The organism is Microbacterium sp. W4I4, from assembly GCF_030816235.1.
Classification (GTDB): Bacteria; Actinomycetota; Actinomycetes; order Actinomycetales; family Microbacteriaceae; genus Microbacterium.
The window spans coordinates 3,197,514-3,212,445 of the sequence record NZ_JAUSXT010000001.1; the positions used below are offsets into that span (position 1 = coordinate 3,197,514).

A 14,932-nucleotide genomic window follows, 5' to 3' on the forward strand; every position below is an offset into this window, starting at 1 on the left:
GATCAGCCGTGATGAACGGAAGATTTCGCCTGGGTCACCCGAGATTAGCTCGCACGCAGTTCAAGATACTTGTACGGGCACGCCACAAAGTGGACGGACAGTGCCTTCCCCGCGCGTCCGAAATCAGAGCCGATCCGATTGGTTTGGATCGGACAAATGCGGATGTCTGAGAGCCGCGGCAACGCGGCGCTATCAAAGGCTGGCGACGCGCTCCGTGGACGATCTTTCGACGAGCTCCCAGTAATCCTCAGGCTTCTTCGAGGTGTGCGATCCAGGAGACCGGCCAACATCCTGAACGACGTCGGCGACGAGCTCGGCAGCCAGCTGTGGCCACTTGAATGCCACAGTGGACAGCTCGAGCGCAGCGGCGGGGATGTCGTCCGCCCCAATGATGGCGATATCTCGCCCGGGCTCGAGGCCGCGCATTCTCATGCGCGCGATGACCCGCAGCGCCACGTCATCGTTGTGCGTGCACAGGCCGGGCCAAGAAGGGCGGCCCAGGCATTCGTCGATCACGAGGTCGAGGCTGGACTCATCGAAGCCGACGAGGAACTTAGCCGGAGCACGAAGACCGTTCTGCTCACAGCCCTCCTGGACGCCGTTCCAGCTCCGCTCGGAATACTCGCGTAGATCTCGCTCCAGGGGGCCGGCATAGACCATTTCCGTGATGCCGAGCGAAGCGAGGTGCGTGGCCTGCATCCTCCCCACCAGGAGGTGGTTCGGGGCATCTCCTTCGTCCACGAGCCGGACATGCGATCGCTGGATCCTCTCCCGCACACTCTCCGGCAGTAGTCCTCCGATGACGACCAGGACTTCTGGACTCACGTGATCCCAGAGCGACAGGATCTGCTCGGCGGCCCCCGCACCGCGCGCCATCCTCGTCGTCATCGTCACTAGTCCGTGCCGCGTCAGGCCGCGACTCATTGCGTCCAGGTAAGCACCCATGACATGACCCTGGCTGAAGCTCGACGCCAGGATCAGCACGCTCGGCTGCTGATGGCCGCGCAGCGCGCGCGCCGGACCGTTGGGCAGGTGCCCGAGCTCGCGGGCAGCGGCTAGGACACGTTCTCTAGTGGCCTCGGCGACGTGCCGGCTGGCATCGCCGTTGATGACGTAGCTGACTGTCGCCCGAGATACTCCAGCGCGTTCCGCAATCTGTCGTGTTGTAACTGGCTTGCGCCGCTTGAGGGAGCCCGGGAGCTTGGCGGGTACGGTGTCCACGTCTTCGAACCTATCTGCTTCTCAGTCCCAAAATTTGTACGCTAGCGCCAAGAATGCCTGGCGCTGGTGCGTCGCGCACGGAGCGCCGAGATCTGTGCGGCTCTGACTACACCGGCAGGGTGACAACACCTCGCCGGATGAGATAGCAGGCGGGAAATGTGTCAGCCGAAACGATCGCGACCGAAGCCCGCACGGCCTCGCCGAGGAAGTCGAACGGCTCCGGCTTCACGAAATCACGGAAGTCGGGTTCGAACTCGCGGACGATCGAGCGAGAGGTATCCAATGTCGCATCGCTTCTCACGCTGATCGCGTCGGGTGCCTCTGTTTCGACGGGCAGGACTCCGAGGATCATCCGCAGGACCTCGGTGGCTGTGAGCGGAACGTAGTGGACCGGGCAGTTCACGCGAAGAATCGGGAAGTTGCTGTCGACGAGCAAGACGCTGTCGAGGTGCCCCGTGGTGGCGAGATCGCGCAGCAGATTCGGGGACAGTCGGGGATCAATGCCCTTCAGCATGAGAGGCCTCCGATTAGCGGGTTCATCTGGTTCCTTTCGAGCGTGGGTCCCGGGGATTTCTCCCCACCATAGTCAGACGATTTTCCCGCCTCGACGAGAAGTGAGAGGCCAAAGTACCCGCGCAATCGCGTTCTCCCCCCGCGTTCACGCGGAAGTGCCGTGATCTTGTATCGAAGTCATCCGCACGCAAGGCAGAGAAAGTCAACAATTGCGACCGCCACAAGCAAGTTGCTCCCAAACCCCGGTGAAAGAGTGATGAAGCCGCCCGACGGATTGGCGCACCCTTTGAGTTAGGAGACCGGCAGAATGAACGAACTGCGCGTGGCGCTTATCGGCGGTAACGGAGTCATGGGCAAGGCGCATAGTCTCGGTTACTCCCTGGCGCCCCTCATGGCTGATCTCGGAGTTTCGATCCGGAAGGCAGTGCTCGTAGACGCCACGGATGAGCTCGCAGCAGACGCGGCTCAGCGCCTTGGTTGGGAGGAGTCCTCTTCCAATTGGCGCGAGGTGATCTCACGGCCGGACATCGACATCATCGACATCGTGACTCCTCCGCACATCCACAAGGAGATCGCTGTCGAGGCTCTCAAGCTCGGCAAGCACGTGTTCGTCGAGAAGCCGATCACGAACGATTCCACCGAAGCGCTCGAGATGTGGGAAGCGCAGGTGGCTTCCGGCGCCGCCGGCCAGGTCGGCTTCAACTATCGTCACATCCCCGCTATCCAATTCGCGAAGAAGCTCGTGGATGAGGGGAGGATCGGAACGGCGCTGCAGTTCCGCGCAACCTACCTGCAGGATGTGCTCCTCAACGTCATCGACTTCGGTTGGCGCGGCAAGACCAGCACTGGTGCATCCGGCATGATCGGCGACATCGGCTCGCACGTCATGGACATGGCCGAGTACCTCAACGGCGACATCGTGCGCGTCTGCGGTCTGGCTCGGGCACGCGAGAACGGTGCCGCGCCCGAGGTCGGCTGGCTGACTGAGGACAAGCGGGCAGCTCGCGACATGCCGGATCAGGCCGGTGTCTGGGTTGCAGAGTTCGCCAACGGTGCGATCGGAACCTTCGCCGTTTCGCTCGTCGCTTCGGGCCGCAAGAACCTGATCCGCTGGGAGCTGGATGGCACGAAGGGCGCGCTGGAGTTCAACTGGAACCGTCGTGAGGAGCTGGGCATCAGCTACGCGGACGATCCCGCCGACCACTCGGGCTTCCGCTCCGTGCTGTCAACGCACGAGCACGAAGACGTCTGGTACAACGTGCCCGGCCTCGGTCTCGGCTACGTCGATGACAACGCCATCCAGATGTACAAGTTCGTCAAGTCCATTGCCGAGCACAAGCTTGCTCACCCGAACTTCGGTGAAGCAGCGCACACCCAGCAGCTCGTCGAGGCGGTTCTCGAGTCGTCGAAGACTGGCACCTGGGTGGATGTGGCTCGCACACCAGAAGGAGCGCGATAATGACCATGCCCAACGTTCGGATGGGCGCCACTCTCATCACTTTCTACAACACCGCGTGGTGGGGGCTGCCCAAGCACATGGAGTACGGCGACTGGGTCGCTGAGGTTCAGTCCAAGCCCAAGTACTACTTCGACCACATGCTCGACTCGGTCGCCGCGGCAGGCGTGGAGGGCGTCGAGCTCGCGCCGATTCCAGGTGGCTGGGAAGGCGCGCTGCAGGCATATGGCCACGTTGCGGGCGTGCGTGCTGCTTTCGATGTGAGGGGGCTCACCCTCGGGTCGAGCTACGCAGACGGCGGCTCGCTGATCGGAAACGCTCTCGAAGACAGTGCGGCCGAAGGCGCCGCTGACGACTACATCGACCGTCACGCCCGGTTCGTCGCTGAAATGGGTGCAGACATCATCGTTATGGGAACCGTGCCGCGCGCTCAGTTCAGCAACGGCAGCTTCGACAGTGATGTTCCTCGCGAGGCATCGGAGAAGGTTGCGTCGCAGATCAACCGCCTGGGCGCGGTGGCCGGTCGTCACGGTGTCCGGATCGCGCTGCACACCGATGCCTACTCGGTGTGCTCCCGCAATCACGACATCGACACCATGATGTCGCTGACCGACCCGGCGAATGTCGAGCTGTGCCTGGATGCCGGCCACACCACGCTGGACGGCGGGGATGCTGTGGCAGTCCTTGACGCGCACGTCGGTCGAGTGCCCGTCATGCACTGGAAGGACTGCATCGCTCCGCTGGACGGATCGACGCTGTCCGGACCGCTGATGAAGCGCCACGAAACGATGCTGAAGTACTTCCGCATTTTCGGCGACGGAATCATCGACTGGAAGGCCTGGCAGCGGGTGCTCGCCGACAACTCTTGGCGCGGCTGGGCAATGGCCGAGAACGACATGGCTCCGGACCCTATTGCTGAGGTCCGGCACGCGGTGGAGTTCTTCGAGAAAGAACTGGCGGTGATCTACAAATGAACATGCGGACAATAAAGGTGACCGGTGAGGCGCGCGGAAATTTCGAGCCCCTCGCGGACATCGTCGGACGACTCGTAGCCTCTCAGGGGATGGGCGGCGGCGCGCTCGCCATATATCAGCACGGAGTCAAGGTCGTGGACCTGGTGGCCGGCGACTACCGGCCGGAATCGCTCCAGCTCATCTTCTCCATCACGAAGTCCGTGAGCGCCATCGCGACGCACATGGCTCACGCTCGCGGCGAGATCGACATCGATGCTCCGCTGGCGTCGTACTGGCCGGAGTTCGACAAGCCGTCGACGAAGGACATCACCCTCCGCCTGGTGATGGCGCACCGTTCCGGCCTGTCTGCCCTTCGGGAGCCCATCAGCTACGAGGATCTCCTCACAGGCAGAGATGAGGCCGCGATCGGCCAGGTCGAGCCACAGTGGGAGCCGGGTAAGGCGCACGGCTACCACCCGATCACCTGGGGAACCATCGTCGGTGGCGCTTTCAAGCGCGTCGTGGGCCGCACTGTCTCCGACTACGCCCGCACGGAGATCGTGGAGCCGCTCGGGCTGGACCTCTGGCTCGGTACGCCGGAGGAGATCCTCCCACGCGTCGAGAAGGTGCTCTACCAGGAGTTCCAGCTCACTCCGAACCAGGAGAAGCGGATCGAAAACGGTGAGATCATCTACGACGGTGCGCTCGAGGCGCTCGGCTCGACCGATGCATGGAATGATCCGAAGTTTCTTGCGCGCGGTCTGCCGGCAGCCAGCGGAGTCTCGAACGCTCGATCATTGGCCAAGATGTTCGCCGCCACGATGGACAGCATCGACGGTGTGCGACTGCTCGACGTGACCGCACTGGACGGCATGGTGGCGGTGCAGGCGCGCGGCATGGACCGCACGCTGGGAGTTTCGAGCACCTTCGGTTCCGGCGTGCAGCTGCCGTTCCCGCAGCTGCCCTTCACTGGGGCGGCTTCGTTCGGGCACGAGGCCGCCGGCGGATCGATCGCATTCGGGGATCGTGAACTCGGACTCGCGTGCGCATTCGTGACGAATGCATTCCCGCCGATGCAGGGTGCGAGCGCAAGCGCTCTTGCGCTGCTCCCATCTATTCGCCATTGTGCGACAGCGGACTCATCACCTATTTCGTGACCAGCTTCAGGAGGGGTCGCTTCGCGGCCGTGCTTCGTCCCGAGGCGACCTCTCCGACTTCCTTGATTCTTCCGGGTCAGATCGAACAGCCGTGCCGCTGTGCCGTCACCCCTGAGTCCCACTTCCCCCACGGAGAGCGACACCAATGAACACGACCTACATAGCTGGCGCTGCAACAACTCGCTTCGGCAAGTTCCTCGACACTTCACTTGCGACACTCGCCAATGAAGCCGTCGATGCCGCCCTAGATGATGCGGGCGTGCGTCCTGAAGACGTGGGGTTCGTCGCCTTCGGCAACGCGACGAGTTCGGTGATCAGCGGCCAGGCCATGATTCAGGGTCAGCTCGCCCTGCTCGATGGAAAGCTGGCCGGAGCTCAGATAGTAAATGTCGAGAATGCCTGCGCCTCGTCCTCGAGCGCCCTGCACCTCGCGATGATGGCCGTCGCTTCGGGCAACTGCGATGTGGCGGTTGCAGTCGGTGCGGAGAAGATGGCGCATCTCGACAAGACTCGTGCTTTCGACGCGCTGGGTCGGGCGATCGATGTCACGACGCCGTTGGCGGCCGAGAACTCCTCGCGCAGTTCCGTCTTCATGGAGCTCTACGCGCAGGAGGCGCGCCAGTACGCCGCCGCAACCGGCGCGACGCCCGAGGCCTTCGCGCATGCGGCCGCCACCATGCATTTCCACGGCAGCCTTAACCCTAAGGCGCAGTACCGCGACGCGCACACGGTCGAGGAGATCCTTGCATCTCGCATGATCGCCGATCCTCTGACGCTTTTGATGTGCTCTCCGATTGGAGATGGCGCGGCTGCCATCGTGATCACGCGTGCGCGCCCGGATCGCGATCCGATTGCGATCACCGGAGCCGCACTGCGCTCCGGCCTGCGCAATGAGGGAGGCGCGCTCGTCACCCGGGCCGCTGAAGCGGCTCTCGAACAGGCCGGACGCAAGGCCTCTGAGATCGACGTCATCGAGCTGCACGATGCGGCCAGCCCGGCATCGCTGCTCGTTCTCGAAGAGACCGGTGTGGTCAGCGAGGGCGAGGCCTGGAAGCTCGCGCTCGACGGCCAGCTCCGCTTCGATGGCCGAGTGCCGGTGAACACCAGTGGCGGATTGATCAGCCGCGGGCACCCGGTGGGTGCGACTGGGGCCGCTCAGATCGTGGAGCTCGCCGATCAGCTGCGCGGACGAGCCGGTGCCCGTCAGGTCGCCAACGCCGAGATCGCTATGGCGCAGAATGCCGGCGGCGCGGTGAGTCTCGGTGACCAGTTCACCGCGGCAGTCTGTGCCGTTACGGTGCTGGAGCGGGTGTGAGCCGGTCCGACGCGGATGGCCGCGTCCTCACTGAACAGGTCGATCGAGTTCTGGTCATCACTCTTGACCGTCCCGCCCGGAGGAACTCGATGACCACCGTGATGGCTGCGGATCTGAATGCTGCGCTTGACCGGCTCGACACTGATCCGGACTTGCGCGCGGGTGTGCTCACCGGGAGCGGCGGCTACTTCTGTGCCGGTCAGGACCTGGGCGAGGCGCTGCGCGGTGAGTTCGCTCGCACGGTTGATCGGGGCTGGTTCGGTCTGGTCGACCGACCGCCGAACAAGCCGCTGATCGCTGCCATCGAGGGCTTCGCGCTCGCGGGCGGGCTCGAGATCGCGCTGTCCTGCGATCTGATTGTCGCGGCCAGTGATGCATCATTCGGGATTCCGGAGGTCCGTAACGGCCAGGTCGCCGCCGCCCGCGGGCTTACCCGTCTTCCCCTCCGGCTGCCGTATCACGTCGCGGCAGAGATGGCGTTGACTGGTGACCCGGTTCCGGCCGACCTCATGCACAGGCATGGGCTGCTGACGCGGCTCGTCGCTCCCGGCGAGGCGCTCGAGACCGCCCTTAAGCTCGCCCGTCGGATCGCGCAGAATCCACCTGTCGCCATGCGCGTCACGCTCGACTCCATTCGAGATGCCGTTGCATCAGTCGAGAGCATCGCCTGGGCGCGGCAGTCGTCGGCCCTGAGCGTCTATGCGATGGCCGGTGCGCCGGAGTACCAGGAGGGTGTCTCCGCGTTCTTGGAGAAGAGACTGCCGAACTGGGCGGATCCGACTCCGTCCGGTGGAGTGTAGTGATCCATTGGCTTCATATTCAGATCTCTTAAGGATAAGGAGGGTCGTTCATGTCTGAAACACTTGCTTTCGATCGCTTGAAAGCAGCCCGTGACTTGCTGTTGGATACGCGTGGAAACCTTGATCAGGCAGTCAAGAACTTCGTGTGGCCGGATGTCGGTCCGGTGTTCAACTGGGGCATCGACTGGTTCGATCGCATTGCGCGCGGCAATGCGGGCCTGGCGCTGGTCATCGTCGAGGAAGACGGATCGCGAACCACGCGGACATTCGATGAGATGGCCACGCGCTCTGATCAGCTCGGTTGGTGGCTCCGCTCTCAGGGTGTCGAGCGCGGTGATGCCGTGATGCTCATGCTGGGCAACCAGGCTGAGCTGTGGGAGTCCATGATGGCTCTGATAAAGATCGGTGCGATCATCCTGCCGACCACGGTTGCTATGAGCGGCGATGACCTCAGGAGCCGCATCGAGCGGGGCGCGGTGAAGCACGTCATCGCCGGATCTGCGGATCTGTACAAATTCGATGCTCTCGACGTCGAGTTCTCGCGTATTCGCGTGGGTCCAGGAGGCGGAGACTGGGCTGACTTCAGTGAAGCCTTCTTCGCCCCGGCAAAACCGCTGCCCCACCCTCAGAACGGTTCTGCGGACCCCATGATGCACTACTTTACCTCGGGGACCACGAGCCAGCCCAAGCTGGTCGAGCACACTCACACCTCCTACCCGGTGGGGCACCTGTCGACGATGTACTGGCTCGGTATGCGGCCCGGCGACGTCCACTACAACATCAGCTCGCCGGGTTGGGCAAAGCATGCGTGGAGTTGCTTCTTCACGCCCTGGCTCGCTGAGTCGACGGTCTTCGTCTACAACTACGGACGCTTCGATGCCACCCGCATGATGGAGATGCTCCGGGCGGAGCGCGTCACTTCGCTCTGCGCCCCGCCGACGGTCTGGCGGATGCTGATCCAGGCCGACCTGTCCGGCGGACCCGGCTCTCTCACACAGACCATCTCTGCGGGTGAGCCCTTGAATCCGGAGGTCATCGATCAGGTCCGTACGCACTGGGGTCTCACGCTCCGAGACGGCTTCGGGCAGACCGAGACGACCGCGATGGTCGCCAACCCGCCGGATCAGCCCACGAAGGACGGATCCATGGGGCGTCCGCTCCCCGGTACGAAGGTGGTCCTGATCGATCCGGTGACCGGTGAGGAGACCGATGGTGAGGGCGAGATCTGCCTCGATCTGCGTCAGAGCCCGCCGAATGTCATGACGGGCTATATCGGCGACCCTGCGCGCACGGCCAAGACGATGGGTGACGGATACTTCCACACCGGAGATATCGCCACGCGCGACGAGGACGGGTTCCTCATCTATGTCGGTCGGACCGATGATGTCTTCAAATCTTCGGACTACAAGATCAGTCCCTTCGAGCTCGAGAGCGTTCTCATCGAGCACCCGGCGGTGGTCGAGGCGGCGATAGTGCCAGCGTCCGATCATATTCGGCTTGCTGTACCGAAAGCGTACGTTTCATTGGCTGCAGGATTTGAGCCCACGGCCGAGACGGCCGAGGCCATCCTCGTTTACGCAAGGGGGCATTTGCTGCCTTTCCAGCGGGTGCGGAGAATCGAATTCTTTGAGCTTCCGAAGACGATCTCAGGAAAAATACGGCGTGCGGAGTTGCGTCAGCGTGAAGAGCGTATTGCCGCGGGTGGCGAAGAATGTCGAGAATGGCGCGACGACGATTTTCATGCAATAAAGCAGAACGTTGCCGGTGGTTGATCTAGATAAAAAAGGCGTTCGACAAGGACCGGGTGCGCGTTGCACGGAGCACGGAGCACGGAGTCGCTTCTTTGGGTCGGACGGTCGTAAGAATCGGAATAGTCTCACGGAATCCAGACGGCTGGATTCGTGGTAGTGCTCGGAATGATTGAAGGATAAATGTCTGCACAATTGATTCATCACATTGGTTTCCTCGTGGAAGATCTCGAGGCGGCAATGGAAAAATGGTCGATCGTATTTGGGTACACGTTTGGCCCAATTGCACGGTACCGCACAGATTCCTATTCGGATCACAGTGGCGAGGTGCCCCACGCACATGATGCCCGAATTGCCTTCTCCGTGGAGGGGACGCCGCATGTCGAACTGATGGAGTTCACCGGAAAGGGGACCCACAGCGCGTATGAGGGTGAAGGCTTCCACCACTTGGGATTTGTTGATCACCCGGATGTGGAAGCGCGGATGAAAGCCCTCGCAACCATTGACATTCCGGCTGACGGCAAGGTTTTCAATGACGCCGGTGACGTAATTCTTTGGTTCACAGAGAAGTCCGCGCTGAACGGTGTGAGGCTTGAGTACGTAGGTACTGATATTCAGCCGGTTTTCGCGGACGACGGGGTCACACCGTACAACCCGCTGGATGACACTACCCGATAAGCCCGTCGACGCGCAGGCAACTTCTCGTATGAGCAGCATCAAGGTTAAAGGGACGAAAAATGAATGTTGATGGCGCATGCGCCCTGATCACCGGCGGAGCGAGCGGGCTCGGCCTTGCCACGGCACGGCGGCTTGCCGCGGCGGGGATGACCGTCGCGATTGTGGACCTCCCTCAATCGGTGGGTGCGGAAGTGGCCGCCGAGCTCGGCGGAATCTTCATCCCGACGGACGTGACGAGCGCAACGCAGGTTCGTGACGCAGTGTCGATGACGGTCGCGCGCGGTCCGATTCGGGTGGTCGTAAACTGTGCAGGCATCGCACCGCCCGCGAAGGTTCTCGGTCGCGATGGAAGCCCCAACTCACTTGAGGACTTCGAACGCGTCATTGGCATCAACCTCATCGGCACCTATAACGTTATTTCGCAGACCGCCTCGGCGATGATCGAGAATGAACCGGGTGAGGACAGCGATCGGGGACTGATTGTCAACACAGCGAGCGTGGCCGCTTTCGAGGGCCAGATCGGTCAGCCAGCCTATGCTGCGAGCAAAGGCGGCGTGCACGCTATGATGTTGCCGATTGCGCGGGAGTTGGCACGGTTCGGAATCCGAGTAATGACGATTGCTCCGGGAACGATGGAGACTCCAATGCTCCTGGGGCTGCCGCTGGCGGCGCAGGAGTCACTCGGGCAGCAAGTGCCGTACCCGTCCAGGTTGGGGCGTGCGGACGAATACGCCGCACTCGTGATGCACTTAGTAGAGAACGGCTACCTCAACGCAGAAACGATCCGTCTCGACGGCGCTATTCGGATGGCCGGTCGATGACATGAAGCTCGACTACGCGGTCGATGATGGGCTTGCTCGAATAATGATGAACCGGCCCGACCGGATGAACTCGTTTGACTTTGAGTTGGCCGAACTATGGGCGGATGCTTGTGAGGATGCCGTATCACGCGACGACGTGGGGGCGATACTCCTTGAGGGGGTGGGTCGCTCATTCTGCGCGGGCGGAGACGTCTTCGCGATGGCCGACGGTGGCTTCTCCGGTGAAGCAATCACGGAACTTGTCCGGGTTATCAATCGTGGAATTCGCGCCCTGACTGAGTCATCTATCCCCGTGGTGGTGGCCGCGCAAGGGACTACGGCTGGGGGCGGGCTTGGTATCTTGCTTGCCAGCGACTATGCGATCGTGGGCACAGACTCACGGATCGGTAGTCTCTATGCCAATATCGGTCTGACGCCTGACCTGTCGGTCTCCGCCCAACTTGGCCGAGTGGTGGGGCAACGCAGGGCGCTTCAACTGGTGCTGCAAGATCGGCTCCTCAGCGCCGCTGAAGCGCTTGACTGGGGGCTCGTGGCAGAGGTTGTCGCACCCGAGCTTGTGAGACATCGAGCTACTGAAATCGCGCGCTTCTGGCTTGACAGTGCTCCGGGCGCATATGGCCTCGCGAAGCGCCTCGTCCGATCAGCGGAGGGGGCCGCGCTCACTGATCATCTCGATGAGGAAGCTCGTACGGTGGGTGCTGCACTCGAGACGCCCCGGGCGCAGGCACTAGTCGAGGCGTTCATGGCGCGGTCCTCCCGCCGCGCGGCGAGTCGATAGTCCGGGGCAGCAGTTCCTGCTCGAGGCCCAGACGAAACGGATCAGTAGTCGTCGCAGACTAGGGACCGACCGCGACCCTGCGGACGTGGAGCAGCACGGTGGACTCAAATGTGCTCGGTTGCACAAGCGGACAATACGAGTTCGCCTCCCACATTTCGCCCACGAACACACAAGATCGAGCCGGATCGAAGCCCGTTCCAGGTGGAGTTGGGCGGGGGCGAATCCACATAATTTCGGCGTCGTGGATTGAATAGGATCCACGAAGATGTCAGCGACTCTGGTTCAGATCCCACCGTCACCGCCAGAAAAACCCCCGCAGATCCCTGGAAACACAGGAATCGCGGGGGTTTCTTCATGCAGTGATGGCGCTACTCGACGAGCGTCACCTCCTGGACCCGGGTGTTGCCCTTGGTCTTGATGTGCACCCGGTACTCGCCGACGTCGAACGTGCCGGTCGAGTTCTTGGCGATCTCGAACCGATCCGTCAGCTTCTCGACGGCGCCGCTCTCGCGGGTCTCGGTGACGGTGACGGTCAGTCGGTTCTTCGAGCCGCGCAGCTTCTCCACCTGCGCGGAGGGGACGACGCTCGCGACGGCGTCAGCACCACCGGCATCCGCGCGCAGCACCGACAGGTCGATCGAGTCGGCGATCGCCTGCTGTCCCTCGACATTGGCGTGGATGGTGTCTCCCGCGTCGTAGCCGGCCAGGATCGCATCCGAATTCGACGGATCCCGAAGCACGGTGTCGAAGTCGAGAACCGCATCGCAGTAGCCCGAGCAGTTCCCGCCGGCCCGCACCCATTCGTTGACGGCATCGCGATAGTCGTTCTGCTGCGCCGTGTAGCTGGATCGAGGCGTCACCGGACTGGCGTAGACCTCGATACCGGCGTCATGAAGCCGAGCGAACGTGGACTTCATGGCGGCCACGATCTGCGCATCATCGCATCCGAACGCGAGGTCATTCGTGCCGTAGTAGTAGATGAGGCCGGTCACGCCGGTCAGGGAGAGGACGTCCCGGCCCAGTCGGGACTCGCCGTCCAGACCTCCGCCCGCGCAGACCGCCGCGGCGGCGGTGCCGCCGATGCCCTCGTTGACCACGGCGAACTGCTGCGCTTCGGGCAGTTCGGCATCCACCCGCCGCGCGAGATCGTCGGTCCAGCGGCGGTACTCGCCGAAGGCACTGGTACCGTCCGCGTGGCGCTCGCTGCCGTTGCCGTCGACGACCGAGCTGCCGTAGGCGACGATCGTGCCCGCAAGAGCGGGGTCGTAGACGTCGACGGCGCTGACCATGTACGTCCACGGCAGGGCTTCTCCGTAGGAGCCGCCGGAGGCTTGCGCGTTGCTGTTGCCCGAGCCGATCGGGGCGCCGTAGTTGTCGCGACCCGCCCGGTCGTGCAGGCTCATCTTCACGTCGTCGCTGAAGTAGAAACTGATGGCCAGGTCAGCGAGATCCGTCGTCTCGAAAGCAATCGGATCGCTCCACGCCTCGGTCCCTGGTTCGAGCGTCACCGCCTCGGATCCGCCGAAGGTCAGCACGTGATGCGTCGACGACTGGATGTCCGCGCCACCCGCGCTGAGCGCGACAGTCGTCTGATCCATGGTGATCGGCCCGTCGCCGAACTGGTTCTGAAGTCGGATGCGCAGCTTCTCGCCTCCCTGAGCGAGACGCGTGATCATCCGGATCGACTGGTCTCCGAAGGCCTTCGTCGACACGCGCTGCTGCGACTGCGTCCAGACGGTGCGCCAGCCGCTGTCGTCGACTGCCACCGGCATGCTCCACGTCTGCGTCCAGGCGCCAGGCAGGCAGTCCCAGATCTGCAGCTGCGTACCGTTGGAGTTGTCGCCTGCCGGCACATCGAGGCACCGTCCCGACTGGGGGTTCTTCAGCTGACCGTGCGGGAGCACGACCCACTGCTGTGCCTGAGAGCCGTCGATGCAGTCCCAGAGCTGCACCTTCGAGCCGTTGGCGGTCCGGTTGGCGTCGACGTCCAGGCAGTATCCGAAGGCGCGCACGGTGCCGTCTTCGCCGAATGCCCACTGCTGACCGGTGGCCGTGCTGCACTCCCACAACTGCGCGGCATTGCCGCTGACGGCGGTGTTGGTGTCGACGTCGAGGCAGCGCTGCGGACCCGCCGGCGGGCCCTGGTTCACGACCTGGCCCGTCGGACCCGGCAGGGCGCCGATGCCGAAGCGGACCTCGCACTGCTCGGCGGTGCCGAGCCACTGCGCGGCGAAGTAGACGTAGCTCGTGCCGTCGTCGCGCGGGATCATCGGCGTGGAGTATCCGGCGCATCCGGGCACAGGCGTGCTCTCGTTGTAGTCGCCGGTCGGCTGTACGGTCACCGGTGCGGTGGCCTCGGTCCACGGACCCTCGCCGAGATTCGTGTTGGCGAACAGCACCATTCCGGACTCGGCGAGCACCAGCTTGTCACCGGTCGGTCCGGACACGACGCGCTGGCCCGAGATGAGCAGGGTTCCGTTCGGGCCGCCGCCGGGCAGCCAGGAGATGTAGGGGGTGTGCAGCAGTTGGCGCCCGTCGCTTGTCTGCACGAGCGTTCCCCTCTCTCCCAGCGGCCCCCAGTCCAGGCCGTCGTCGCTGAACTTGATGTGCGTCTCGCACGCGTGGTCGGGATCGGTCGCGTCGCGGCACAGTTCGTAGCTCATCGCCACCCGCCCATCGGGCAGTGCGGCGAAGGTCTGCATGCCCGGACGCAGCAGGTTGTCATCGGGGAACGCGACATCGACTGTCTGGTCGGAGCTCCAGGTGCGACCCCCGTCATCCGAGATGTAATGGCCGATGATCTGGTTGTTCGTCGCGGTTCCGGCCGGACGCTCGTCGGAGATGAAGCAGGCGAGTGTGTCGTCCGGCGCGACCATGAACACGGGCTCCCAGATGCCGTGGCCCCAGGTGTCGGGCAGGCCGGAGGTCTGGGTGCAATTGGAGAGATACTGCCAGTTCTCGCCGCCGTCCTGGCTGCGGAACACCTCGATCTTCTGTGCCGAGTAGTCCCCGACATCCCAGGCGGTTCCCGCGGCGAGGATATCGCCGGCGTCGAGTCCGGGGATGTCGCGAGGCACCTCGAAGAGGGTCGGCGCCTCCAGGTCCCAGCCTGGGGTGTGGGACGTGAGAGTCGAGATCTTCGCCCAGCTCTCGCCGCCGTCGACGCTGCGGTAGACGGGCAGTTCCGTCGGCTGCGCCGGATCCTGTGCGGCGACGGTCGCGAGATAGTTCTCGGTCGCGGAGTCGTCGTGATCGAGCCGGATCGCGCGCGGGTATCCGCCGCTGCCGTCCGGATGGCCCTGACTCGCAGGGTTGTAAAGCACGTCACCCGGTTCGGTGGCCGCGGCGGGCGCCGGTTGCGTCAGTACGAGGCCGCCGAAGGCCAGGGCTGCGGCGATGGCGAGTGCCGCCGTGCGCCGCACAGGGACGGCGTGGGGGTAGGTCCCCTCCATTGGGAACTCCTCTTCTCTGGATGCGCCGGCTGATTTGCAG

General features: G+C 63.6%; 12 protein-coding genes. 9 read left to right on the top strand and 3 right to left on the bottom strand.

What is annotated here, in order from left to right; genetic code table 11:
• Window positions 1-192: 192 nt before the first annotated feature.
• Entirely contained in the window at window positions 193-1,221 is a 1,029-nt protein-coding gene (locus tag QF046_RS15095) for a LacI family DNA-binding transcriptional regulator (protein WP_307371351.1), read from the bottom strand.
• Window positions 1,222-1,327: 106 nt separating this feature from the next.
• Window positions 1,328-1,735: an RbsD/FucU domain-containing protein gene (locus QF046_RS15100; RefSeq protein WP_307371353.1), complete on the bottom strand. Its 408-nt coding sequence runs from the start codon at window positions 1,733-1,735 to the stop codon at window positions 1,328-1,330.
• Between the two features lie 306 nt (window positions 1,736-2,041).
• On the opposite strand from QF046_RS15100, the gene QF046_RS15105 reads away from it, so the two are divergent.
• The 9 genes from QF046_RS15105 (at window position 2,042) to QF046_RS15145 (ending at window position 11,440) form a co-directional block, all read left to right on the top strand.
• The gene (locus tag QF046_RS15105) at window positions 2,042-3,193 is read left to right on the top strand and encodes a Gfo/Idh/MocA family protein (protein ID WP_307371355.1); all 1,152 of its coding nucleotides are present in this window, start codon (window positions 2,042-2,044) and stop codon (window positions 3,191-3,193) included.
• A complete protein-coding gene (locus QF046_RS15110; RefSeq protein ID WP_307371357.1) occupies window positions 3,193-4,164 on the top strand; it encodes a sugar phosphate isomerase/epimerase in 972 nt (323 codons plus the stop codon). Before QF046_RS15105 ends, QF046_RS15110 begins: the two co-directional genes overlap by 1 nt.
• Window positions 4,161-5,300 (top strand): serine hydrolase domain-containing protein, encoded by a 1,140-nt coding sequence (locus QF046_RS15115; RefSeq protein WP_307371360.1) that lies wholly within the window; start codon window positions 4,161-4,163, stop codon window positions 5,298-5,300. The genes QF046_RS15110 and QF046_RS15115 overlap by 4 nt, the downstream gene beginning before the upstream one ends.
• Window positions 5,301-5,445: 145 nt before the next feature.
• Window positions 5,446-6,615 carry a thiolase family protein gene (locus tag QF046_RS15120; RefSeq protein WP_307371362.1) on the top strand — a complete coding sequence of 390 codons (1,170 nt, stop codon included), beginning with the start codon at window positions 5,446-5,448 and terminating at the stop codon, window positions 6,613-6,615.
• Window positions 6,612-7,415, top strand: a complete 804-nt coding sequence (locus tag QF046_RS15125) for a crotonase/enoyl-CoA hydratase family protein (RefSeq protein WP_307371365.1) — start codon at window positions 6,612-6,614, stop codon at window positions 7,413-7,415. The genes QF046_RS15120 and QF046_RS15125 overlap by 4 nt, the downstream gene beginning before the upstream one ends.
• A 50-nt stretch (window positions 7,416-7,465) precedes the next feature.
• Window positions 7,466-9,187: an AMP-binding protein gene (locus QF046_RS15130; RefSeq protein WP_307371367.1), complete on the top strand. Its 1,722-nt coding sequence runs from the start codon at window positions 7,466-7,468 to the stop codon at window positions 9,185-9,187.
• Between the two features lie 159 nt (window positions 9,188-9,346).
• Window positions 9,347-9,841, top strand: coding sequence for a VOC family protein (locus tag QF046_RS15135; protein ID WP_307371370.1), 495 nt, complete (start codon window positions 9,347-9,349; stop codon window positions 9,839-9,841).
• 59 nt (window positions 9,842-9,900) lie between these two features.
• Window positions 9,901-10,662, top strand: coding sequence for an SDR family NAD(P)-dependent oxidoreductase (locus QF046_RS15140; protein ID WP_307371372.1), 762 nt, complete (start codon window positions 9,901-9,903; stop codon window positions 10,660-10,662).
• Window position 10,663: 1 nt separating this feature from the next.
• A complete protein-coding gene (locus QF046_RS15145; RefSeq protein ID WP_307371375.1) occupies window positions 10,664-11,440 on the top strand; it encodes an enoyl-CoA hydratase/isomerase family protein in 777 nt (258 codons plus the stop codon).
• Window positions 11,441-11,808: 368 nt separating this feature from the next.
• Here the strand turns inward: QF046_RS15145 and QF046_RS15150 are convergent, their stop codons facing one another.
• Window positions 11,809-14,892, bottom strand: coding sequence for a ricin-type beta-trefoil lectin domain protein (locus QF046_RS15150; RefSeq protein ID WP_307371376.1), 3,084 nt, complete (start codon window positions 14,890-14,892; stop codon window positions 11,809-11,811).
• Window positions 14,893-14,932: the final 40 nt, after the last annotated feature.

What these genes read in the sequence shown, in the direction of transcription:
- QF046_RS15100 (WP_307371353.1), bottom strand. Translation starts at nt 1,735, where the DNA reads ATGCTGAAGGGCATTGATCCCCGACTGTCCCCGAATCTGCTGCGCGAT.
- QF046_RS15105 (WP_307371355.1), top strand. Translation starts at nt 2,042, where the DNA reads ATGAACGAACTGCGCGTGGCGCTTATCGGCGGTAACGGAGTCATGGGC.
- QF046_RS15110 (WP_307371357.1), top strand. Translation starts at nt 3,193, where the DNA reads ATGACCATGCCCAACGTTCGGATGGGCGCCACTCTCATCACTTTCTAC.
- QF046_RS15115 (WP_307371360.1), top strand. Translation starts at nt 4,161, where the DNA reads ATGAACATGCGGACAATAAAGGTGACCGGTGAGGCGCGCGGAAATTTC.
- QF046_RS15120 (WP_307371362.1), top strand. Translation starts at nt 5,446, where the DNA reads ATGAACACGACCTACATAGCTGGCGCTGCAACAACTCGCTTCGGCAAG.
- QF046_RS15130 (WP_307371367.1), top strand. Translation starts at nt 7,466, where the DNA reads ATGTCTGAAACACTTGCTTTCGATCGCTTGAAAGCAGCCCGTGACTTG.
- QF046_RS15135 (WP_307371370.1), top strand. Translation starts at nt 9,347, where the DNA reads ATGTCTGCACAATTGATTCATCACATTGGTTTCCTCGTGGAAGATCTC.
- QF046_RS15140 (WP_307371372.1), top strand. Translation starts at nt 9,901, where the DNA reads ATGAATGTTGATGGCGCATGCGCCCTGATCACCGGCGGAGCGAGCGGG.
- QF046_RS15145 (WP_307371375.1), top strand. Translation starts at nt 10,664, where the DNA reads ATGAAGCTCGACTACGCGGTCGATGATGGGCTTGCTCGAATAATGATG.
- QF046_RS15150 (WP_307371376.1), bottom strand. Translation starts at nt 14,892, where the DNA reads ATGGAGGGGACCTACCCCCACGCCGTCCCTGTGCGGCGCACGGCGGCA.